Origin of the sequence: Pseudomonas sp. DVZ6, from assembly GCF_024259445.1 — a bacterium.
Taxonomy (GTDB): domain Bacteria; phylum Pseudomonadota; class Gammaproteobacteria; order Pseudomonadales; family Pseudomonadaceae; genus Aquipseudomonas; species Aquipseudomonas peradeniyensis.
In genome coordinates, this window is sequence record NZ_JANCLM010000049.1 from 18028 (window position 1) to 39029 (window position 21002).

At 64.0% G+C, this 21002-nt stretch carries 27 protein-coding genes; 17 read left to right on the forward strand and 10 right to left on the reverse strand.

Translation table 11 applies throughout. The features are described from left to right. Positions 1-77 precede the first annotated feature (77 nt). From pmbA to NMG10_RS23095, 6 genes are all read left to right on the forward strand, one after another. Complete coding sequence (pmbA, locus tag NMG10_RS23070; RefSeq protein WP_203650813.1) at positions 78-1424, forward strand: metalloprotease PmbA; 1347 nt, start codon at positions 78-80, stop codon at positions 1422-1424. 219 nt (positions 1425-1643) lie between these two features. Continuing rightward, entirely contained in the window at positions 1644-2045 is a 402-nt protein-coding gene (locus NMG10_RS23075) for a hypothetical protein (protein WP_062572905.1), read from the forward strand. Beyond that, the gene (locus tag NMG10_RS23080; RefSeq protein WP_203650814.1) at positions 2038-3414 is read left to right on the forward strand and encodes a lyase family protein; all 1377 of its coding nucleotides are present in this window, start codon (positions 2038-2040) and stop codon (positions 3412-3414) included. Before NMG10_RS23075 ends, NMG10_RS23080 begins: the two co-directional genes overlap by 8 nt. A gap of 25 nt (positions 3415-3439) precedes the next feature. Continuing rightward, positions 3440-3901, forward strand: a complete 462-nt coding sequence (locus tag NMG10_RS23085) for a hypothetical protein (protein WP_203650815.1) — start codon at positions 3440-3442, stop codon at positions 3899-3901. A 1-nt stretch (position 3902) separates the two neighbouring features. Further along, the gene (locus tag NMG10_RS23090) at positions 3903-4520 is read left to right on the forward strand and encodes a superoxide dismutase (RefSeq protein WP_232855988.1); all 618 of its coding nucleotides are present in this window, start codon (positions 3903-3905) and stop codon (positions 4518-4520) included. A 5-nt stretch (positions 4521-4525) separates the two neighbouring features. Next, positions 4526-5419: a ZIP family metal transporter gene (locus NMG10_RS23095; protein WP_232855987.1), complete on the forward strand. Its 894-nt coding sequence runs from the start codon at positions 4526-4528 to the stop codon at positions 5417-5419. Between the two features lie 158 nt (positions 5420-5577). Here the strand turns inward: NMG10_RS23095 and NMG10_RS23100 are convergent, their stop codons facing one another. From NMG10_RS23100 to NMG10_RS23145, 10 genes are all read right to left on the reverse strand, one after another. After that, a complete protein-coding gene (locus tag NMG10_RS23100; RefSeq protein WP_203650821.1) occupies positions 5578-5850 on the reverse strand; it encodes an HPr family phosphocarrier protein in 273 nt (90 codons plus the stop codon). Between the two features lie 20 nt (positions 5851-5870). Beyond that, positions 5871-6725: an RNase adapter RapZ gene (gene rapZ, locus NMG10_RS23105; RefSeq protein WP_203650823.1), complete on the reverse strand. Its 855-nt coding sequence runs from the start codon at positions 6723-6725 to the stop codon at positions 5871-5873. Positions 6726-6727: 2 nt separating this feature from the next. Continuing rightward, a complete protein-coding gene (gene ptsN / locus NMG10_RS23110) occupies positions 6728-7192 on the reverse strand; it encodes a PTS IIA-like nitrogen regulatory protein PtsN (protein ID WP_232855986.1) in 465 nt (154 codons plus the stop codon). A 12-nt stretch (positions 7193-7204) separates the two neighbouring features. Next, positions 7205-7513, reverse strand: a complete 309-nt coding sequence (gene raiA / locus NMG10_RS23115) for a ribosome-associated translation inhibitor RaiA (RefSeq protein ID WP_011532415.1) — start codon at positions 7511-7513, stop codon at positions 7205-7207. 78 nt (positions 7514-7591) lie between these two features. Beyond that, positions 7592-9091, reverse strand: coding sequence for an RNA polymerase factor sigma-54 (locus NMG10_RS23120; protein ID WP_203650827.1), 1500 nt, complete (start codon positions 9089-9091; stop codon positions 7592-7594). 173 nt (positions 9092-9264) lie between these two features. Continuing rightward, positions 9265-9990, reverse strand: coding sequence for an LPS export ABC transporter ATP-binding protein (gene lptB / locus NMG10_RS23125; protein ID WP_011532417.1), 726 nt, complete (start codon positions 9988-9990; stop codon positions 9265-9267). Next, entirely contained in the window at positions 9991-10515 is a 525-nt protein-coding gene (gene lptA, locus NMG10_RS23130; RefSeq protein WP_203650835.1) for a lipopolysaccharide transport periplasmic protein LptA, read from the reverse strand. Beyond that, on the reverse strand, positions 10502-11074 hold the full coding sequence (gene lptC / locus NMG10_RS23135) for an LPS export ABC transporter periplasmic protein LptC (RefSeq protein WP_203650837.1): 573 nt from the start codon (positions 11072-11074) through the stop codon (positions 10502-10504). Before lptC ends, lptA begins: the two co-directional genes overlap by 14 nt. Positions 11075-11082: 8 nt before the next feature. Beyond that, positions 11083-11607: an HAD family hydrolase gene (locus NMG10_RS23140; RefSeq protein WP_203650839.1), complete on the reverse strand. Its 525-nt coding sequence runs from the start codon at positions 11605-11607 to the stop codon at positions 11083-11085. Further along, complete coding sequence (locus NMG10_RS23145; RefSeq protein WP_203650841.1) at positions 11608-12582, reverse strand: KpsF/GutQ family sugar-phosphate isomerase; 975 nt, start codon at positions 12580-12582, stop codon at positions 11608-11610. 244 nt (positions 12583-12826) lie between these two features. Here NMG10_RS23145 and NMG10_RS23150 point away from each other — a divergent pair, with 244 nt between their 5' ends. From NMG10_RS23150 to NMG10_RS23200, 11 genes are all read left to right on the forward strand, one after another. After that, positions 12827-13636, forward strand: coding sequence for an ATP-binding cassette domain-containing protein (locus NMG10_RS23150; protein ID WP_028689661.1), 810 nt, complete (start codon positions 12827-12829; stop codon positions 13634-13636). After that, the gene (gene mlaE, locus NMG10_RS23155) at positions 13636-14430 is read left to right on the forward strand and encodes a lipid asymmetry maintenance ABC transporter permease subunit MlaE (RefSeq protein ID WP_110735650.1); all 795 of its coding nucleotides are present in this window, start codon (positions 13636-13638) and stop codon (positions 14428-14430) included. Before NMG10_RS23150 ends, mlaE begins: the two co-directional genes overlap by 1 nt. Beyond that, entirely contained in the window at positions 14430-14915 is a 486-nt protein-coding gene (gene mlaD, locus NMG10_RS23160) for an outer membrane lipid asymmetry maintenance protein MlaD (protein ID WP_028689663.1), read from the forward strand. The genes mlaE and mlaD overlap by 1 nt, the downstream gene beginning before the upstream one ends. Before the next feature lie 9 nt (positions 14916-14924). Continuing rightward, positions 14925-15578, forward strand: a complete 654-nt coding sequence (locus tag NMG10_RS23165) for a phospholipid-binding protein MlaC (protein WP_234560381.1) — start codon at positions 14925-14927, stop codon at positions 15576-15578. Further along, positions 15575-15877 (forward strand): lipid asymmetry maintenance protein MlaB, encoded by a 303-nt coding sequence (locus NMG10_RS23170; protein WP_234560380.1) that lies wholly within the window; start codon positions 15575-15577, stop codon positions 15875-15877. Before NMG10_RS23165 ends, NMG10_RS23170 begins: the two co-directional genes overlap by 4 nt. A gap of 118 nt (positions 15878-15995) precedes the next feature. Beyond that, entirely contained in the window at positions 15996-16235 is a 240-nt protein-coding gene (locus NMG10_RS23175; protein WP_028689666.1) for a BolA family protein, read from the forward strand. Positions 16236-16258: 23 nt separating this feature from the next. Continuing rightward, a complete protein-coding gene (gene murA, locus NMG10_RS23180) occupies positions 16259-17524 on the forward strand; it encodes a UDP-N-acetylglucosamine 1-carboxyvinyltransferase (RefSeq protein ID WP_050704103.1) in 1266 nt (421 codons plus the stop codon). A gap of 93 nt (positions 17525-17617) precedes the next feature. Further along, positions 17618-18253, forward strand: coding sequence for an ATP phosphoribosyltransferase (gene hisG, locus NMG10_RS23185; protein ID WP_011532429.1), 636 nt, complete (start codon positions 17618-17620; stop codon positions 18251-18253). A gap of 126 nt (positions 18254-18379) precedes the next feature. Further along, positions 18380-19702 (forward strand): histidinol dehydrogenase, encoded by a 1323-nt coding sequence (hisD, locus tag NMG10_RS23190; RefSeq protein ID WP_203650847.1) that lies wholly within the window; start codon positions 18380-18382, stop codon positions 19700-19702. A gap of 2 nt (positions 19703-19704) precedes the next feature. After that, positions 19705-20754, forward strand: a complete 1050-nt coding sequence (gene hisC / locus NMG10_RS23195) for a histidinol-phosphate transaminase (RefSeq protein ID WP_254465205.1) — start codon at positions 19705-19707, stop codon at positions 20752-20754. 31 nt (positions 20755-20785) lie between these two features. Then, on the forward strand, positions 20786-21002 hold a 217-nt coding region (locus NMG10_RS23200), incomplete at its 3' end, for a hypothetical protein (RefSeq protein ID WP_254465206.1).

Below are 21002 nucleotides of genomic sequence, written 5' to 3' on the forward strand. Positions count from 1 at the left end.
AACCAGTCGGGGGCCGCTTGTCCGGCCCGGTCGTAGAATGACCCAAGCCGTACGCAGAATTTTCAGTGGAGAGAACCATGAGTGCAGTCCAGAGCGTAGGCCCCAAGGACCTGCCGGCGTTGCAGGAACAGGTCGAGGCGATCGTCGCCGAGGCGCGCCGTCAGGGCGCCAGCGCCTGCGAAGTGGCGGTGTCGCTGGAGCAGGGCCTGTCCACCACGGTGCGTCAGCGCGAAGTCGAGACGGTCGAGTTCAACCGCGACCAGGGCTTCGGCATCACCCTCTACGTTGGCCAGCGCAAGGGTTCGGCCAGCACCTCGGCCAGTGGTCCTGAGGCGATCCGCGAGACCGTCGCGGCAGCCCTGGCAATCGCCAAGCACACCTCCGAGGACGCGTGTTCGGGGCTGGCCGATGCCGCCCTGATGGCCCGCGAGATCCCTGACCTTGACCTGTACCACGACTGGGACATCGAGCCGGAGAAGGCCATCGAGATGGCGCTGGCCTGCGAGGCGGCGGCGTTCGACGCCGACAAGCGCATCCTCAACGCCGATGGCACCACCCTCAATACCCACCAGGGCGTGCGGGTCTATGGCAACAGCCACGGCTTCATCGGCGGCTACGCGTCCACCCGGCACAGCCTGAGCTGCGTGATGATCGCCGAGGCCGACGGGCAGATGCAGCGCGACTACTGGTACGACGTCAATCGCCAGGGCAACCTGCTGGCCGACCCGCGCAGCATCGGCCAGCGCGCCGCGCAACGCGCCGCCAGCCGCCTCGGCGCGCGTCCGGTGCCGACCTGCGAGGTGCCAGTACTGTTCTCGGCGGAGCTTGCCGGCGGCCTGTTCGGCAGCTTCCTGTCGGCGATTTCCGGCGGCAACCTGTACCGCAAGTCGTCGTTCCTCGAAGGCACCCTCGGCCAGCGCCTGTTCCCCACCTGGCTGACCCTCGACGAGCGGCCGCACATCCCGCGCGCGCTGGGCAGCGCGGCATTCGACGGCGACGGCCTGGCCACCTACGCCAAGCCGTTCGTCGACAAGGGCGAGCTGGTGTCCTACATCCTCGGCACCTATTCCGGGCGCAAGCTGAGCCTGCCGAGCACCGCCAACGCCGGGGGCGTGCACAACCTGTACGTCAGCCATGGCGTGGAGGACCAGGCGGCACTGATTCGCCGCATGGGCCGCGGCCTGCTGGTAACCGAGCTGATGGGGCATGGCCTGAACATGGTGACCGGTGACTATTCCCGTGGCGCTGCGGGCTTCTGGGTCGAAAACGGCGAGATCCAGTTCCCGGTCCAGGAAGTGACCATCGCCGGCAACATGAAGGACATGTTCCAGCAGATCGTGGCGATCGGCAGCGATATCGAGACCCGCAGCAATATCCACAGTGGCTCGGTGCTGATCGAGCGGATGACGCTGGCTGGCAGCTGATCGGCGCTCTGTCATCAGCAGGGGAGTAGGGGAGCGTGGGAGCGGGCTTGCCCCGCGATATTCTTACCTGCAATCGCGAGGCAAGCTCGCTCCCACGCTGCCCTGCTCATGCCTTGCAAAGGACCCGGCCATCGCGCCGGGTTTCTTTTGCCCATCGTCTAGCTTGAACTGATTCTATTTCTCACATAATAATGAATATCATTATCCAGCAACCCGGCGATGATGTTCATGAAACCCGTCCTCCACGAACTGCCCTACCTGGAAAACTGGCGCTGGCTCAGCCGGCGCATCCGCTGCGCGCTCGAACCCGACGAGCCGCGTCTGATCGAGCATTACCTGGCCGAAGGGCGCTACCTGGTGTGCTGCACCGAAACCTCGCCCTGGACCGTGGCGCTGACCGCCTTCCGCCTGCTGCTGGATACCGCCAACGATCGCATGCTGCCGTGGCATTGGCGCTGCCTGTGCCTGGACCAGGCCTGGCGGCCCTTGCTCGACCTGCGCAACCTTGATCGCCGCGAACAAAACCTGCGCTGGCAGCCCTACGCGATGCAGCTCGCCAACAGCGTGCTGCTGCCGTCGATTTCTCCCGAAGAACTGATGCAAGGACTTGAAGATGAGTGATACCCGTATCGAGCGTGACAGCATGGGCGAACTGCAGGTGCCGGCCCAGGCCCTGTACGGTGCCCAGACCCAGCGCGCGGTCGACAACTTCCCGGTCAGCGGCAAGCCGATGCCGGCCCAGTTCATCCGTGCCCTGCTGCTGGCCAAGGCGGCGGCGGCCAAGGCCAACGTCGAGCTGTCCCAGCTGAGCGCGGGGCAGGGCGAGGCCATCGTCAAGGCGGTCGAGCAACTGCTGTCCGGCGACTTTATCCAGCATTTCCCGGTGGATGTGTTCCAGACCGGTTCCGGCACCAGCTCGAACATGAACGCCAACGAGGTCATCTCCACCCTGGCCAGCCGCGTGCTGGGCGAGCCGGTCAATGCCAACGACCATGTCAACTGTGGCCAGAGCAGCAACGACATCATTCCCACCACCATCCACGTCAGCGCCGCCCTGGCTCTGCACGAGCAGCTGCTGCCGGCCCTGCGTCACCTCACCCAGGTGATCGAGGCCAAGGCGCTCGAAGTGCACAAGCATGTGAAGACCGGTCGCACCCACCTGATGGATGCCATGCCGGTGCGCATGAGCCAGGTGCTCGGTGGCTGGGCCGCGCAGGTCAAGGGCGCCCAGGCGCATATCGAAGCCACCCTGCCGAGCCTGCAGGCGCTGGCCCAAGGCGGTACCGCCGTGGGCACCGGCATCAACGCCCATCCGCAGTTCGCCGCAGGCTTTGCCCGCCAGTTGAGCGGCCTGACCCAGGTCGAATTCACTCCTGGCGAGAACCTGTTCGCCCTGATCGGCTCCCAGGACACCGCCGTGGCCTTGTCCGGGCAGCTCAAGACCGCCGCCGTGGCGCTGATGAAGATCGCCAACGACCTGCGCTGGATGAACTCGGGCCCGCTCGCCGGCCTCGGTGAAATCGAGCTGCAGGGCCTGCAGCCGGGCTCATCGATCATGCCGGGCAAAGTCAATCCGGTGATCCCGGAAGCCACCGCCATGGTCGCCGCCCAGGTGATCGGCAACGATGCCACCATCGCCGTGGCCGGGCAGTCGGGCAACTTCGAGCTCAACGTGATGCTGCCGGTGATTGCCCGCAACCTGCTGGAAAGCATCGAGCTGATGGCCAACGTCAGCCGCCTGCTGGCCGACAAGGCCATCGCCAGCTTCAAGGTCAACGAAACCAAGCTCAAGGAAGCGCTGTCGCGCAACCCGATCCTGGTTACCGCGTTGAACCCGATCATCGGCTACCTCAAGGCCGCCGAGATCGCCAAGACCGCCTACAAAGAGGGCCGCCCGATCATCGATGTGGCGCTGGAGCACTCCGACCTGTCGCGTGATCAGCTCGAGGCGCTGCTGGATCCGGAAAAACTCACCGCCGGCGGCATCTGAGCCCGGGCCGCCCAGGAGACACGTCATGCAGCACTGGAAACGCACCACGCAAGACGCCAACCGCCTGTTCGAGCAGGGCGAGTTGGTCGATGCCCGGGAACACTACCTGCAAGCCCTGGCCTTGGCCCAGGTGCTGTTTGAGCGCTGGCATGACGTCGACGAGGCGGTGGCCGCACTGGTCATCGCCCATCACAACCTGGCCGATCTGCACTTGCGCCTGAACCAGCCGCACGAAAGCGCCGACTACCTGTGCGCGGCACACCAGCGGCTGCTCCAGGCCAGCCAGGATCAGCGCCTGCCCCAGGCCCTGCGCGACGCCGCGTTGCGCCACAGCGGGCGCACCTACACCGAGTTGCTGAGTTTCATCGCCGAATACGGCCAATACCCGCGTACCGAGCGCCTGCTCAGCCGACAGGCCCCGGTGGCCAGCGAGCTGGTCGCGCATACGGATATCACTGATCGCACACCTGCCTACGGAATCCACTGACATGCCGCATACCTTGCCTGCGTTGCCCTATGCCTACGATGCGCTGGAACCGCACATCGACACCCAGACCATGGAGATCCACCACAGCAAGCATCACCAGACCTACGTCAATGGCCTGAACACAGCCATCGAGGGCACCGAGTGGGCCGAGTGGCCGGTCGAGAAGCTGGTCGGTGCAGTGCAGTCGCTGCCCGAGAGCCTGCGCGGGCCAGTGACCAATCACGGTGGCGGGCATGCCAACCACACCCTGTTCTGGACCGTGATGTCACCCAAGGGGGGCGGCCAGCCACAGGGTGAGCTGGCCAAGGCCATCGATGCGCAGCTCGGCGGCTTCGAGGCGTTCAAGGAGGCTTTCACCAAGGCCGCACTGACCCGTTTCGGCAGCGGCTGGGCCTGGCTGAGCGTGACCCCGCAGAAAACGCTGGTAGTGGAGAGCAGCGGCAACCAGGACAGCCCGCTGATGCACGGCAACACGCCGATCCTCGGCCTGGACGTGTGGGAGCACGCCTACTACCTGAAGTACCAGAACCGTCGTCCGGAATACATTGGCGCCTTCTACAACGTGGTCGACTGGGCCGAAGTGGAACGTCGCTACCTTGAAGCCCTGAAACGAGTCTGACCGGTATGCGCTCCGAGGTGATGTCTGTCAGCAGTGTGCGCCTGTTCCGCCTGGCGCTTGGGACCTTGCTGTTGCTGGTCGGCACCGCGTTGCTGGTGGCGCGGGGCATCGCCTGGCTGGACCTGGAACCGCGCATGTTGCGTGCCCTTGAGGGCGGCGCATTGTGCGCGCTGGGGACGGCGTTGGGCGCGGTACCGGTATTGGTGATCCGCAACATGCCGGTGGCCGTGGCCGACACCTTGCTCGGCTTCGGCGCCGGGGTGATGCTGGCGGCCACCGCGTTCTCGCTGATCATTCCCGGGCTGGATGCGGCACAATCCATCGGCTTCAGCCCATGGGGCGCCGGTGGGGTGATCAGCAGCGGCCTGCTGTTCGGCGCGTTGTGCCTGTTCCTGGTCGATCTCAAGGTCTCCGGCGCTTCGCCAGAGGCCCTGGTCGGCAGCGATCAGCAACCGGTGATCGCTGCACGGATCTGGTTGTTTGTCATCGCCATCATTGCCCACAACATTCCCGAAGGCATGGCCATCGGCGTGTCCGCCGGCGGTGGCATGCCCGATGCCGACAGCCTGGCCATGGGCATCGCGCTGCAGGATGTGCCGGAGGGCCTGGTGATCGCCCTGGTGCTGGCTGGGGCGGGCATGTCGCGGTTCAAGGCGTTCCTGATCGGCGCGGCGTCCGGGCTGGTCGAGCCACTGGCCGCGGTGATCTGCGCCTGGCTGGTGAACATCGCCGAACTGCTGCTGCCGCTGGGCCTGGCCTGCGCGGCGGGGGCAATGCTGCTGGTGGTGACCCAGGAGATCATTCCCGAATCGCGCAGCAACGGGCATCACCGCCTGGCGAGCCTGGGGCTGTGTGTCGGGTTCTGCCTGATGATGGTGATGGACACGGCGCTGTCCTGAGCCCGGCACGGTCCCTGTAGGAGCGGCCTTGTGCCGCGAAAGGGCTGCATGGCAGCCCCTGGTTTTCAGCAACATTGCTGCATTGCCGGGGCTGCTACGCAGCCCTTTCGCGGCACAAGGCCGCTCCTACACGAAGCGTGCGCAGTCGCTAGCGGCGCTTACTCGCCTTCGTCGAAGAAATTGTTGATCAACGCGACCAGTGCATCCATGGCCTCACCGTCCTGCTCGCCCTCGGTGTGCAGGTGCACCGGCGTGCCCTTGCCCGCGGCGAGCATCATCACCGCCATGATGCTCTTGCCGTCCACCAGCTTGTCCGGCGCGCGACCGACCCGTACCTGGCAAGGGAAGCGACCGGCCACGCCGACGAACTTGGCGGCCGCCCGCGCATGCAGGCCCAGCTTGTTGATGATGGTGATTTCGCGGGCGGGCATCGTGGGGCGGATCCTGTGGGCTATAGGTCGCGGTGGCGGACCTGGACGTTTTTCAGGGATTGCTGGAGCAGTTGGCCAAGCCGTTCGGTGATGTACACCGAGCGGTGGTGGCCGCCGGTACAGCCGATGGCGATGGTGACATAGGCGCGGTTGCTGGCGGCGAAGCGCGGCAGCCACTTGAGCAGGTAACCGGAGATGTCCTGGAACATTTCCTCGACGTCCGGCTGGGCGGCCAGGTAATCGATCACCGGCTGTTCGAGGCCGGAATGCTCGCGAAGTTCCGGCTTCCAGTATGGATTGGGCAGGCAGCGCACATCGAACACCACATCGGCGTCCACCGGCATGCCGCGCTTGAAGCCGAACGACTCGACCAGGAACGCGGTGCCTGGCTCGGGCTGGTTGAGCAGGCGCAGCTTGATCGAATCGCGCAGCTGGTAGAGGTTCAGATTGGTGGTGTCGATCTTCAGGTCGGCGAGGTCGGCGATCGGCCCGAGCAGCTCGCTTTCCACGCGGATCGCCTCGGCCAGCGAGCGGCTGTCGTTGGTCAGCGGATGGCGGCGGCGGGTTTCCGAGAAGCGCTTGAGCAGGGTGTCTTCGTCGGCGTCCAGGTACAGCACGTCGCACTGGATATGCCGCGAACGTGCCTCATCCAGCAGTTCGGGGAAGCGCGACAGGTGGCTGGGGAGGTTGCGCGCATCGATGGATACCGCGACCTTCGGTTGCAGCAACTCGGTGTTGATCAGCGCGTTTTCCGCCAACTGCGGCAACAACCCGGCAGGCAGGTTGTCGATGCAGTAGTAGCCGTTGTCTTCCAGCACGTCGAGGGCGGTACTCTTACCGGAGCCGGAGCGGCCGCTGACGATGATCAGGCGCATGTTCAGTGCTCGTTCTGTACGTCCAGGACGACCTGGTAAAGGGTCTCGCTGCTGTCGGCGGCACGCAGGCGATCGCGGACCTCCTTGCGATCGAGCATGCTGGCGATCTGGCGCAGCAGTTCAAGGTGGGCATCGGTGGCGGCTTCCGGGACCAGCAGGACGAACAGCAGGTCGACCGGGGCGCCATCGATGGCATCGTAATCGATGGGGGCATCCAGGTGCAGCAGGGCGCTCACTGGCGCGGTGCAGCCTTCGAGCCGGCAATGGGGAATGGCGATGCCATTGCCAAAACCGGTGGAGCCCAGCTTTTCCCGAGCGATGAGCTTGTCGAAGACGTCTTGCATCTCCAGCTCGGGTACTTGCTCGGCGATCAGGTTGGCGACCTTTTCCAGGGCGCGCTTCTTGCTGCCGCCCGGCACGTTCACGAGGGAACGGCCGGGGGTCAGGATGGTTTCAAGTCGGATCATGGATGAGGGGGATCAGCGGGCGGCTGCGCCTTGCAGCAGGCTTTGCTGTTTTTCCTTGTGTTTTTTCAGTTGGCGATCAAGTTTGTCTGCCAAGGCGTCGATCGCCGCATACATGTCTTGATGTTCGGCGTTGGCGACGACTTCGCCACCGGGAATCTGGAGTGTGGCTTCCACCTTCTGCTGCAGCTTCTCGACCTTCATGATCACCGTCGCATTGGTGATCTTGTCGAAATGACCCTCCACGCGGGCGAGCTTCTCAAGCACGTAATCGCGCAGTGGTTGGGTGACTTCTACATGCTGTCCACTGATGTTGACTTGCATACAGCTTCTCCTTTGTTGCCCGTGCATAAAGAGGCAGGTATTGCACCTGCCACTGAAACGCTGTGGCACATCCCGGGGCTACATCAGTCGCTTGCGCTCGCTCGACGGGGCGATGCCCAACGATTCGCGGTACTTGGCGACGGTGCGACGGGCTACCTGGATGCCTTGTGCCTCCAGTAAACCAGCGATCTTGCTGTCACTCAATGGCTTTTTCTGATTTTCCGCCGCCACCAGTTTCTTGATGATCGCGCGGATCGCCGTGGACGAGCATTCGCCGCCTTCGGCGGTGCTCACGTGGCTGGAGAAAAAGTATTTCAGTTCGTAGATGCCGCGCGGGGTGTGCATGTATTTTTGCGTGGTCACCCGGGAAATGGTCGACTCGTGCATGCCCACCGCCTCGGCGATATCGTGCAGCACCAGCGGCTTCATGGCCTCGTCGCCGTGGTCGAGGAAGCCGCGCTGGTGCTCGACGATCTGCGTCGCCACCTTCATCAGCGTCTCGTTGCGGCTCTGCAGGCTCTTGATGAACCAGCGCGCTTCCTGCAGCTGGTTGCGCATGAAGGTGTTGTCGGCGCTGGTGTCGGCGCGGCGGACGAAGCCGGCGTACTGCGGGTTGACCCGCAGGCGCGGTACCGCTTCCTGGTTGAGCTCGACCAGCCAGCGCTCGCTGTCCTTGCGCACGATGACGTCAGGCACGACGTACTCGGGCTCGCTGGACTCGATCTGCGAGCCGGGGCGCGGGTTGAGGGTCTGCACCAGTTCGATGACCTGGCGCAGTTCGTCTTCCTTGAGCTTCATGCGGCGCATCAGCTGGCTGTAGTCGCGGCTGCCGAGCAGGTCGATGAAGTCGGTGACCAGGCGCTGGGCCTCGCTCATCCACGGTGTCGAGGCCGGCAGCTGGCGCAGTTGCAGCAGCAGGCATTCGCCCAGGGAACGGGCGCCAATGCCGGCAGGTTCGAACTGCTGGATGCGGTGCAGCACCGCCTCGACCTCGTCCAGCTCGATGTCGAGTTCCGGATCGAAGCCTGCGCAGATCTCCTCGAGGGTGTCTTCCAGGTAGCCCTGGCTGTTGATGCTGTCGATCAGGGTGACGGCGATCAGGCGGTCGGTGTCGGACATCGGCGCCAGGTTGAGCTGCCACAGCAGGTGGCTCTGCAGACTCTCGCCGACCGAGGTGCGGGTGGTGAAGTCCCACTCGTCGTCATCGTTGCTCGGCAGGCTGCTGGCGCTGGTCTGGTAGATGTCTTCCCAGGCGGTGTCGACCGGCAGTTCGTTGGGGATGCGCTCGGCCCATTCGCCGTCTTCGAGGTTTTCCGCGGTGCTGCTGGTACTGGTTTCCTGGAAACTGTTGTCCTGGACTTCGGCGGTCGGCTTGTTCTCGGCGTTGTCCGCCATCGGATCGCTGTTGTCGAAGTCCTCGCCGTCTTCCTGACGTTCGAGCATCGGATTGGACTCCAGCGCTTCCTGGATTTCCTGCTGGAGGTCCAGGGTGGAGAGCTGAAGCAGACGGATGGCCTGTTGCAACTGCGGGGTCATCGTCAGTTGCTGGCCCATTTTTAGGACGAGCGATGGTTTCATGGCTGGGGCTTGATACCTTGTTGCCGGCGCGCATGCGCCATCCACTACACGGAGGGCGCCTGGGCGCCGATTTTAAGCAAGTTGTATGCCTGAAATTGCAGCGTTTGCCTAGAGCACTGTAACAACTTAAGCCTCGAACAGGCGCTTGCGCCAGTGCTCCGGGCAGGCCGGGGTCAGAGTCGGAACTCGTGCCCCAGGTACACTTCCTTGACCAGCTGGTTGGCCAGGATGGTCTCGGCGTCGCCTTCGGCGATCAGCTGGCCATCGTTGACGATGTAGGCGGTCTCGCAGATGTCCAGGGTCTCGCGAACGTTGTGGTCGGTGATCAGTACGCCGATGCCCTTGTTCTTGAGGTGGTGGATGATCTGCTTGATGTCGCCCACGGAGATCGGGTCGACACCGGCAAAGGGTTCGTCCAGCAGGATGAACTTGGGCGCGGTGGCCAGGGCGCGGGCGATCTCGACGCGGCGGCGTTCACCGCCGGAGAGGCTCATGCCGAGGTTGTCGCGGATGTGGCTGATGTGGAATTCCTGCAGCAGGCTTTCCAGCTCCTTGCGCCGGCCGTCGCGGTCGAGGTCCTTGCGGGTCTCGAGGATGGCCATGATGTTGTCGGCCACCGACAGCTTGCGGAAGATCGAGGCTTCCTGCGGCAGGTAGCCGATACCGGCCTGGGCGCGGCCGTGCATGGGCTGGTGGCTGACGTCGAGGCTGTCGATCAGCACGCGGCCCTGGTCGGCCTGGACCAGGCCGACGATCATGTAGAAACAGGTGGTCTTGCCGGCGCCGTTGGGGCCGAGCAGGCCGACGATCTGGCCGCTGTCGATGGACAGGCTGACGTCGCGAACGACCTGCCTGCCCTTGTAGCTCTTGGCCAGGTGCTGGGCTTTGAGGGTTGCCATTTACTCGGCCTTTTTCTTCGGTTGAATGACCATGTCGATGCGCTGACGTGGTGCAGTCACGTTGCCACCGCGACCGGCGGTAGCCACCTGGGTCTTGGTGTTGTAGACGATCTTCTCGCCTTCGGTGGTGTTGCCTTCGTTCTCGACCTTGGCGCGGTCGGTAAGGATCACCGTGTCTTTCTGCGCCTGGTACTGGATGGTCACGGCCCAGCCTTTCATCTTGTCGGGCTTGGCGGCGCTCTGCTGCTGCTCGAAGTAGGCCAGGTTGCCCACCGAGGTGACCACGTCGATGTCGCCGGAGGCGGAGCGGGTCATGGTCACGGTGTTGCCTTTGATCATCATCGAACCTTGGGTGATGATCACGTCGCCGGTGTAGGTGGCAACGCCCTGCTTGTCGTCCAGGTGGGCGTTGTCCGCCTGGATGCGGATCGGCTGGTCACGGTCGTTCGGCAGGGCGAAGGCGCTCGCGCTTCCCAGTGCTACGCCCAGGCTGAGCAGAAGGGGGATGGTTTTAACGAGCCTCATACTGTCCTCTTACGTTAGAGAGCAGGTCCATCCTGCCTTCTTTCAAATACGCTTTCATTCCTTTGCCCGTAGTCGTGCCACCGGCGCCGTCGATTCTAACGGCTTGCTCGGTCTGCGCATATTGCTTCTGCGGGAACACGGTCATGCGTGTGCTGGTGATGATGGTTTCACGTTGCTTGTCGTCGGTGCGCGCCACGCGCACATCGTCGATCAGTTCGACCTCGGTGCCGTCCGGGTTGACCTCGGCGCGCTTGCTCTGCACGTGCCAGGGGTACTCGGTGCCGCGGTACATGTGCAGGTCGGGCGTGGTTACCAGGGTGACCTCGCTGGCCTTGAGGTGCTCGACCTTGGCGGCGGTCATCTCGTACTGCAGCTTGCCGTCGGGCAAGAACTGCAGGCTGTGGGCGTTGATCGCGTAGTAGTCGATGGCACTCTGGTCGACCTGGGCCTGCGGCTGGTCGAGGAAGGTCTCCGGGCTAATGTTCCAATAGCCTACCGCAACCAGCACGGCGGCGATCCCGCCTAGCAGCGCGACATTTCTGATCTTCTTGCTGAGCATGGGCAGCCTTACAGGTAATGGGCGTTGGCAGCGTCCAGGGTGCCCTGGGCCTGCATGATCAGTTCGCAGAACTCGCGGGCGGCGCCTTCGCCGCCGCGAGCCAGGGTGACGCCGTGGGCGTGCTGGCGAACGAATGCCGCGGCGTTGTGCACCGCCATGCCCAGGCCCACGCGGCGGATCACCGGCAGGTCGGGCAGGTCGTCGCCGAGGTAGGCGACCTGTTCATAGCTTAGATTGAGTTCGGCGAGCAGGCCGTCGAGCACCACCAGTTTGTCCTCGCGGCCCTGGAACAGGTGCGGGATGCCGAGGTTCTTCGCCCGGCGCTCGACCACCGGGGTCTTGCGCCCGCTGATGATCGCGGTGGTCACGCCCGCGGCCATGAGCATCTTGATGCCGTGGCCGTCGAGGGTGTTGAAGGTCTTGAACTCGCTGCCGTCCTCGAGGAAATACAGGCGGCCGTCGGTGAGCACGCCGTCGACGTCGAACACCGCCAGCTTGATGGCCTTGGCGCGTTGCATCAGGTCCTGGTTCATTTACATCACTCCGGCGCGCAGCAGGTCGTGCATGTTCAGGGCGCCGGTCGGGCGGTCTTCCTGATCGACCACCACCAGCGCGCTGATCTTGTGGTCTTCCATGATCTTCAGTGCCTCGGCGGCGAGCATCTCGGCGCGGGCGGTCTTGCCGTGCACGGTCATGACCTCGTCGATGAGGGTCTTGTGCACGTCGATGTTGCGGTCCAGGCTGCGGCGCAGGTCGCCGTCGGTGAATACGCCGGCAAGCTTGCCGTCGTCACCCAGGACCACGGTCATGCCCAGACCTTTGCGAGACATTTCAAGCAGCGCGTCCTTGAGCAGGGTGCCGCTCTTGACCACCGGGAGTTCTTCGCCGGCATGCATGACGTTCTCGACCTTCAGCAACAGGCGGCGGCCCAGTGCGCCACCGGGGTGGGAGAAGGCGAAATCCTCGGCGGTGAAGCCGCGGGCCTCCAGCAGGGCGATGGCCAGGGCGTCGCCCAGCGCCAGCGCCGCAGTGGTGGAGGAGGTCGGCGCCAGGTTGAGCGGACAGGCTTCCTGGGCGACGCTGGCGTCGAGGTTGACCTCGGCGGCCTGGGCCAGGGGCGAGTCGGGGTTGCCGGTCAGGCTGATCAGCTGGATGCCCAGGCGCTTGATCAGTGGCAGCAGGGTGACGATCTCGGCGGTGCTGCCGGAGTTGGACAGGGCAAGAATGACATCGTCCCGGGTGATCATGCCCATGTCGCCATGGCTGGCTTCGGCCGGGTGCACGAAGAACGCCGGAGTGCCGGTGCTGGCCAGGGTGGCGGCGATCTTGTTGCCGATGTGCCCCGACTTGCCCATGCCCACCACCACGACCCGTCCCTTGCTGGCCAGGATCAGTTCGCAGGCCTTGACGAAGTCACCGTCGATGCGGGCCAGCAGGGCTTCCACGGCCTCGAGTTCGAGGCGCAGGGTGCGCTGGGCGGATTGGATCAGCTCGCTGGATTGGGTCATGTCGAAACGCAATGCCTGATGAAAAGGCGGCGATTATAGCCGCAATGTGTGAAAGGCTCATCCTTCGAATGTCATATGGATGCCGCGCCAGCCTGTCTGTGCCCTGAACGAGTGCGGGGACGCCCTTGGGGCGGGCCTATCAGCGGTGCTATAGTTCGCCGCTATTCGGCCCGCCGGGGACCTGTGTGCCTTCAAGATGAAGGCAGGCGTCCACATGACGAGGCTGCACTAGCAAGGAGTCTAGATGAGTGTGGATAGCGCCTACGCGGTCGAGTTGAAGGGTGTCACCTTCAAGCGCGGTTCGCGCAGCATTTTCAGCAACGTGGACATACGCATTCCCCGCGGCAAGGTCACCGGCATCATGGGGCCTTCGGGGTGCGGCAAGACCACCTTGCTGCGCCTGATGGGCGCGCAGTTGCGCCCGTCCGGTGGCGAGGTCTGGGTCAACGGGCAGAACCTGCCCGCGTTGTCGCGCAGCGACCTGTTCGACGCGCGCAAGCAGATGGGCGTGCTGTTCCAGAGCGGCGCGCTGTTCACCGACCTGGATGTGTTCGAGAACGTGGCCTTCCCGCTGCGGGTGCATACGCAGCTGTCGGACGAGATGATCCGTGACATCGTGCTGATGAAGCTGCAGGCCGTGGGCCTGCGCGGCGCCATCGACCTGATGCCCGACGAGCTGTCCGGCGGCATGAAGCGTCGCGTGGCGCTGGCTCGGGCGATCGCCCTCGACCCGCAGATCCTCATGTACGACGAACCGTTCGTCGGCCAGGACCCGATCGCCATGGGCGTGCTGGTGCGCCTGATCCGCCTGCTCAACGATGCCCTGGGCATCACCAGCATCGTGGTGTCCCACGATCTCGCGGAAACCGCGAGCATCGCCGACTACATCTATGTGGTCGGCGACGGCCAGGTGCTGGGGCAGGGCACGCCGGACGAACTGATGGGCTCGGACAATCCGCGCATCCGCCAGTTCATGAAAGGCGACCCGGACGGCCCGGTACCCTTCCACTTCCCTGCGCCTGACTACCGCGCCGATCTGCTGGGGACGCGTTGATGCGCAGAAAATCCTTACTCGAACGTATCCGTCTGTTCGGCCGTTCGGCCATCGATGTGCTGGCCGTACTGGGACGCTCGTGCCTGTTCCTCGGCCATTCGCTGGGCGGGCGCAGCGGCATTGGTGGCTTCCAGCTGCTGGTCAAGCAACTGTATTCGGTGGGCGTGCTGTCGCTGGCGATCATCGTCGTGTCCGGCGTGTTCATCGGCATGGTGCTGGCCCTGCAGGGCTACAGCATCCTCGCCAGGTACGGCTCGGAGCAGGCCGTGGGGCAGATGGTCGCCCTGACCCTGCTGCGCGAGCTGGGGCCGGTGGTCACCGGCTTGCTGTTCGCCGGCCGCGCGGGCTCCGCGCTGACCGCCGAGATCGGCAACATGAAGTCCACCGAGCAACTGTCGAGCCTGGAGATGATCGGCGTCGATCCGCTCAAGTACATCGTCGCCCCGCGCCTGTGGGCCGGCTTCATCTCGCTGCCGCTACTGGCGTTGATCTTCAGCGTGGTCGGCATCTGGGGCGGCTCGTGGGTCGCCGTGGACTGGCTGGGCGTCTATGAGGGTTCGTTCTGGGCCAACATGCAGAACAGCGTTTCGTTCAGCGACGACGTGATCAACGGGCTGATCAAGAGCCTGGTGTTCGCCTTCGTCGTCACCTGGATCGCCGTATTCCAGGGGTACGACTGTGAGCCCACTTCAGAAGGGATCAGCCGTGCCACCACCAAGACCGTGGTCTATGCCTCGTTGGCAGTCCTGGGTCTGGACTTTATTCTGACCGCCTTGATGTTTGGAGATTTCTGATGCAAAACCGCACCCTGGAAATCGGTGTCGGCCTGTTCCTCCTGGCCGGGATCCTGGCGCTGCTGCTGCTGGCCCTGCGTGTCAGCGGGCTGTCGGCCAGCCCGAGCAGCGACACGTACAAAGTTTATGCGTACTTCGACAATATCGCCGGTTTGACGGTCAGAGCTAAAGTGACCATGGCCGGTGTGACCATCGGCAAGGTCACGGCCATCGATCTGGACCGTGATTCCTACACCGGTCGGGTCACGCTGCAGCTGGACAAGCATGTCGACAACCTGCCGACCGACTCCACTGCCTCGATCCTGACCGCAGGCCTGCTGGGCGAGAAGTACATCGGCATCAGCGTGGGCGGCGAGGACGCGGTACTCAAGGACGGCAGCACCATCCACGACACCCAGTCGGCGCTGGTGCTGGAAGACCTGATCGGCAAGTTCCTGCTCAACTCGGTGGGCAAGGAACCGAAAGAAGCGCAACCGGCTAATTAAGGAGTTTCCATGATTTCGATCCTGCGACGTGGCCTGCTGGTTCTGCTGGCGGCCTTCCCCCTGCTGGCCCTGGCGGCGCCGGGGCAATCCGCCCGTGATGTGATCCAGGGCACCACCACGCAGCTGCTCAGCGACCTGAAGGCCAACAAGGAGCAGTACAAGGCCAACCCCGAGGCGTTCTACAACGCGCTCAACAGCAATCTCGGCCCGGTGGTCGATGCCGATGGCATCTCCAAGAGCATCATGACCGTCAAGTACTCGCGCAAGGCGACGCCCGAGCAGATGCAGCGCTTCCAGGAGAACTTCAAGCGCAGCCTGATGCAGTTCTACGGCAACGCCCTGCTGGAGTACAACAACCAGGGCATCACCGTAGACCCGGCCAAGGCCGAGGACGGCGACCGCACCAGCGTCGGCATGAAGATCACCGGCACCAACGGCGCGGTCTATCCGGTGCAGTACACCATGCAGAAGCTCGATGGCGAGTGGAAGGTGCGTAACGTCATCGTCAATGGCATCAACATCGGCAAGCTGTTCCGCGACCAGTTCCAGGACGCCATGCAGCGCAACGGCAACAACCTGGACAAGACCATCGACGGCTGGGCTGGCGAAGTGGCCAAGGCCAAGGCGACCGCCGATACTTCGCCGGATAAGGAAGTCAAATGAGCGACGCCGCCGTGAGCATGGCCGAGCCGGGCGTCCTCGCCCTGGCCGGCGTGCTGGACTACCGCAGCGGTCCGGCCCTGCGCAAACAGGGCCAGGCGTTGGTCGCGGCGTGCCGCGAGCAGCGTCTGGTGCTCGACTGCACCGCGGTGGTGAAGTCGAGCAGTGTCGGCCTGTCGTTGTTGCTGGGCTTCATGCGCGATGCCCAGGCGGCCGGCAAGACCTGGGAACTGCGCGGTATACCCGAGGATATGCGGGAAATCGCCGGGGTCTATGACCTCGATGAAGTGCTGGCAGGCTGATGCCCTGCCGTTCGGGAAAGGCCCCTCGGTCAGCGCGCCTTGTCATGGGCTTCGCAGGCGAGGGGCTTTTTTGTATGATGGCCGACCCGCGCGCGTTGGGCGCCGATCGAGGTTGAGCATGCAGGCCGTAGAAGTCAAAAGCTTTCTGGAAGAGAAATTGCCGGGAACCCGGGTCGAAGTTGAAGGCGAAGGCTGCAACTTCCAGTTGAACGTGATCAGCGACGAGCTGGCCGGCCAGAGCCCGGTCAAGCGTCAGCAGGCGATCTATGCTCACCTCAATCCGTGGATCGCCAACGGCAGCATTCACGCGGTAACCATGAAATTCTTCAGCAGCGCAGCCTGGGCTGAGCGCACCTGAGCCAACTTGGCGGCGAGATACGTATGGACAAACTGATTATTACTGGCGGCGCGCGCCTTGACGGCGAGATCCGCATTTCCGGCGCGAAGAACTCGGCACTGCCGATTCTCTCGGCCACCCTGCTGTGCGATGGTCCGGTCACGGTCGGCAACCTGCCGCACCTGCACGACATCACCACCATGATCGAGCTGTTCGGTCGCATGGGCATCGAGCCGGTGATCGACGAGAAGCTCTCGGTGGAAATCGATCCACGCACCATCAAGACCCTGGTCGCTCCCTACGAGCTGGTCAAGACCATGCGCGCCTCGATCCTGGTCCTCGGCCCGATGGTCGCCCGTTTCGGTGAGGCCGAAGTGGCCCTGCCGGGCGGTTGCGCCATCGGTTCGCGTCCGGTCGACCTGCACATCCGCGGCCTGGAGGCCATGGGTGCGAAAATCGATGTCGAAGGCGGCTACATCAAGGCCAAGGCGCCCGAAGGCGGCCTGCGCGGCGCGCACTTCTTCTTCGACACCGTCAGCGTTACCGGCACCGAGAACATCATGATGGCCGCCGCCCTGGCCAAGGGCCGCAGCGTGCTGCAGAACGCCGCCCGCGAGCCGGAGGTGGTCGACCTGGCCAACTTCCTGATCGCCATGGGCGCGAAGATCCAGGGCGCCGGTACCGACACCATCACCATCGATGGCGTCGAGCGTCTGCAGCCGACCACCTATCGCGTCATGCCCGACCGTATCGAGACCGGCACCTACCTGGTCGCCGCTGCCGTGACCGGTGGCCGCGTCAAGGTCAAGGACACCGATCCGACCATCCTCGAAGCCGTCCTCGAGAAGCTCAAGGAAGCCGGCGCCGACATCACCACCGGTGAAGACTGGATCGAGCTGGACATGCACGGCAAGCGTCCGAAGGCCGTGAACCTGCGTACCGCCCCGTACCCGGCGTTCCCGACCGACATGCAGGCGCAGTTCATCTCGCTCAACGCCATCGCCGAAGGCACGGGCGCAGTGATCGAGACCATCTTCGAAAACCGCTTCATGCACGTCTACGAGATGCACCGCATGGGCGCACAGATCCAGGTCGAGGGCAACACCGCCATCGTCACTGGCGTCAAGGCGCTCAAAGGTGCTCCGGTAATGGCCACCGACCTGCGCGCTTCCGCCAGCCTGGTGCTGTCGGCGCTGGTCGCCGAAGGCGATACCCTGATCGATCGCATCTACCACATTGACCGTGGCTACGAGTGCATCGAGGAAAAACTGCAGATGCTGGGCGCGAAGATCCGTCGCGTACCGGGCTAGCAGTCATCACGGCGCAGGGACGCGCCAGCCGAATCGTATGCGGTCGGGCTCACGGGCCCGGCCGGCAGTAGACGCTTAAGGACCGACGTTCCAATGTTGACCATCGCGCTATCCAAAGGCCGCATTCTCGACGATACCCTGCCACTGCTGGCCGAAGCCGGCATCGTGCCGACCGAGAATCCGGACAAGAGTCGCAAGCTGATCATCCCGACCACCCAGGATGATGTCCGCCTGCTCATCGTGCGTGCCACCGACGTGCCGACCTATGTCGAGCATGGCGCCGCCGACCTCGGAGTGGCCGGCAAGGACGTGCTGATGGAATACGGCGGCCAGGGCCTGTACGAGCCCCTGGACCTGCAGATCGCCCAATGCAAGCTGATGACCGCCGGCGTAACCGGCGCGCCCGAGCCCAAGGGCCGCCTGCGCGTGGCCACCAAGTTCGTCAACGTAGCCAAGCGCTATTACGCCGAACAGGGTCGTCAGGTCGACATCATCAAGCTGTACGGTTCCATGGAGCTGGCCCCGCTGATCAACCTCGCCGACAAGATCATCGACGTGGTCGACACCGGCAACACCCTGCGCGCCAACGGCCTCGAACCCCAGGAACTGATCGCCACGATCAGCTCGCGCCTGGTGGTCAACAAGGCCTCCATGAAAATGCAGCACGCCCGTATCCAGAGCCTGATCGACACCCTGCGCAACGCCGTCGAATCGCGACACCGCGGCTGACCTCTGCGCGCGACCTCCGCTGTCGCGCCCGTCTATCCGCGTCATAGCCAATTTTCTCAGGTGCCCGCGCGGATGGAGTGGTAGCTTTAGGGCGCCTGAACATCCGCTAATAACGAGGCCCTCGCCATGACCGTGTCCACTGCAATTGCCCGTCTCAACGCCGCTGACCAGGATTTCGCCCGACATCTGGATCATCTGCTGAGCTGGGAAAGCGTGTCCGATGACGCGGTCAACCAGCGCGTGCTCGACATCATCAAGGCTGTGCGCGAGCGCGGTGATGCGGCGTTGGTGGAGTTCACCCAGCGTTTCGACGGTGTCGATGCCACATCGATCAATGATCTGATCCTCGACCGTGCCCGCCTTGAGCTGGCCCTGACCCGCATCACTCCGGTGCAGCGCGAAGCTCTGGAGAAAGCTGCCAGCCGTGTGCGTATCTACCACGAGCGGCAGAAGCAGGACTCCTGGCAGTACACCGAGGCCGACGGCACCGTGCTCGGCCAGAAGGTCACTCCGCTGGACCGCGCCGGCCTGTACGTGCCGGGTGGCAAGGCATCGTACCCATCGTCGGTGCTGATGAATGCGATTCCGGCGAAAGTGGCCGGCGTGGCCGAAGTGGTAATGGTCGTGCCGACCCCGCGTGGCGAGGTCAACGAGCTGGTGCTGGCCGCGGCCTGCATCGCCGGGGTCGACCGGGTATTCACCGTCGGTGGCGCCCAGGCAGTCGCGGCCCTGGCCTATGGCACCGAAAGCGTGCCGCAGGTGGACAAGATCGTCGGCCCGGGCAACATCTACGTGGCCACCGCCAAGCGTCATGTATTCGGCCAGGTCGGTATCGACATGATTGCCGGCCCTTCTGAGATCCTGGTGGTGTGCGACGGCCAGACCGATCCGGACTGGATCGCCATGGACCTGTTCTCCCAGGCCGAGCACGACGAAGACGCCCAGGCCATCCTGGTCAGCCCGGATGCCGAGTTCCTTGACCGTGTGGCCGCCAGCATCGACAAGCTGCTGCCGACCATGGAGCGCGCCGAGATCATCGAGAAGTCGATCAACGGCCGTGGCGCGCTGATCCAGGTGCGTGACATGCAGCAGGCCATCGAGGTGGCCAACCGCATCGCTCCCGAGCACCTGGAACTGTCGGTGGCCGACCCGCAGGCCTGGTTGCCGCAGATTCGCCACGCCGGCGCGATCTTCATGGGCCGCCACACCAGCGAGGCGCTGGGCGACTACTGCGCCGGCCCTAACCACGTGCTGCCGACTTCCGGCACCGCGCGCTTCTCTTCGCCGTTGGGCGTGTATGACTTCCAGAAGCGTTCGTCGATCATCTTCTGCTCCGAGCAGGGCGCGTCCGAGCTGGGTCACACCGCTTCCGTGCTGGCCCGGGGCGAATCGCTGACCGCTCACGCGCGCAGCGCCGAATACCGCATCCTCAACGAGAAGGGGAACTGAGCATGAGTCGATTCTGGAGTCCCTTCGTCAAGGACCTGGTGCCTTACGTGCCGGGCGAGCAGCCCAAGCTTGCGCGGCTGGTCAAGCTGAACACCAACGAGAACCCCTATGGCCCGTCGCCCAAGGCGCTGGAAGCCATGCGTGGCGAGCTCAACGACAACCTGCGGTTGTATCCGGACCCGAACGGTGACCGGCTCAAGCAGGCGGTGGCCGAGTATTACGCTGTGACGCCGGCGCAGGTGTTCGTTGGCAACGGCTCGGACGAGGTGTTGGCGCACATCTTCCACGGCCTGTTCCAGCATGACCGTGGGCCGCTGCTGTTCCCGGACGTGAGCTACAGCTTCTACCCGGTGTATTGCGGCCTGTACGGTATCGCGTTCGAGCAGGTGGCGCTGGATGAGCAGTTCCAGATCCGGGTTTCGGACTACAGCAAGCCCAATGCCGGGGTCATCTTCCCCAACCCCAATGCGCCGACCGGCTGCCTGTTGCCGCTCAAGGCGGTCGAGCAGCTGCTGCAGGCCAACCGGGATTCGGTGGTGGTGGTCGATGAGGCCTACATCGATTTCGGTGGCGAGACGGCCATCAGCCTGGTCGATCGCTATGACAACCTGCTGGTGACCCAGACCTTGTCCAAGTCGCGTTCGCTGGCGGGGCTTCGGGTTGGGTTGGCGGTTGGTCATCCTGATCTGATCGAGGCGTTGGAGCGGATCAAGAACAGCTTCAACTCGTATCCGTTGGATCGCATGGCGATTGTCGGGGCGGCGGCGGCGTTCGAGGACCGTGCGTATTTCGATGAGACCTGTCGCAAGGTTATCGATAGCCGAGAGGTGCTGGTTGCCGAATTGGTGGCGCGTGGGTTCGAGGTGTTGCCTTCGGCGGCGAACTTCATCTTTGCCCGGCATCCCGGGGAGGATGCTGCGGGGATCGCGGCGCGGCTTCGGGAGCAGGGGGTGATTGTTCGGCACTTCAAGCAGGAGCGGATTGCGCAGTTCCTGCGGATTACCGTTGGGACGCCGGAGATGAATCAGGCTTTGCTTGATGCTTTGAATTGATTTCAGGGGTTTGGCTGGGGGCGGATTGGAAGTGGTTGTTCTGACTTCTGATTCGCCCCTTGTTGTTGTTGTTGTTGTTGTTGTTGTTGTTGTTGTTGTTGTTGTTGTTGTTGGGTGGTTTTGGAAGTTGTATGCGCATTCATTTGTGATGTCGACGCTTATTCACCTTTCCGCCCTTACGGCGGGTTACTTTGGTCTTGGCCAAAGTAACCAAAGCCGCTGCGCTCCATTCATCCGGCCCTCCGCTG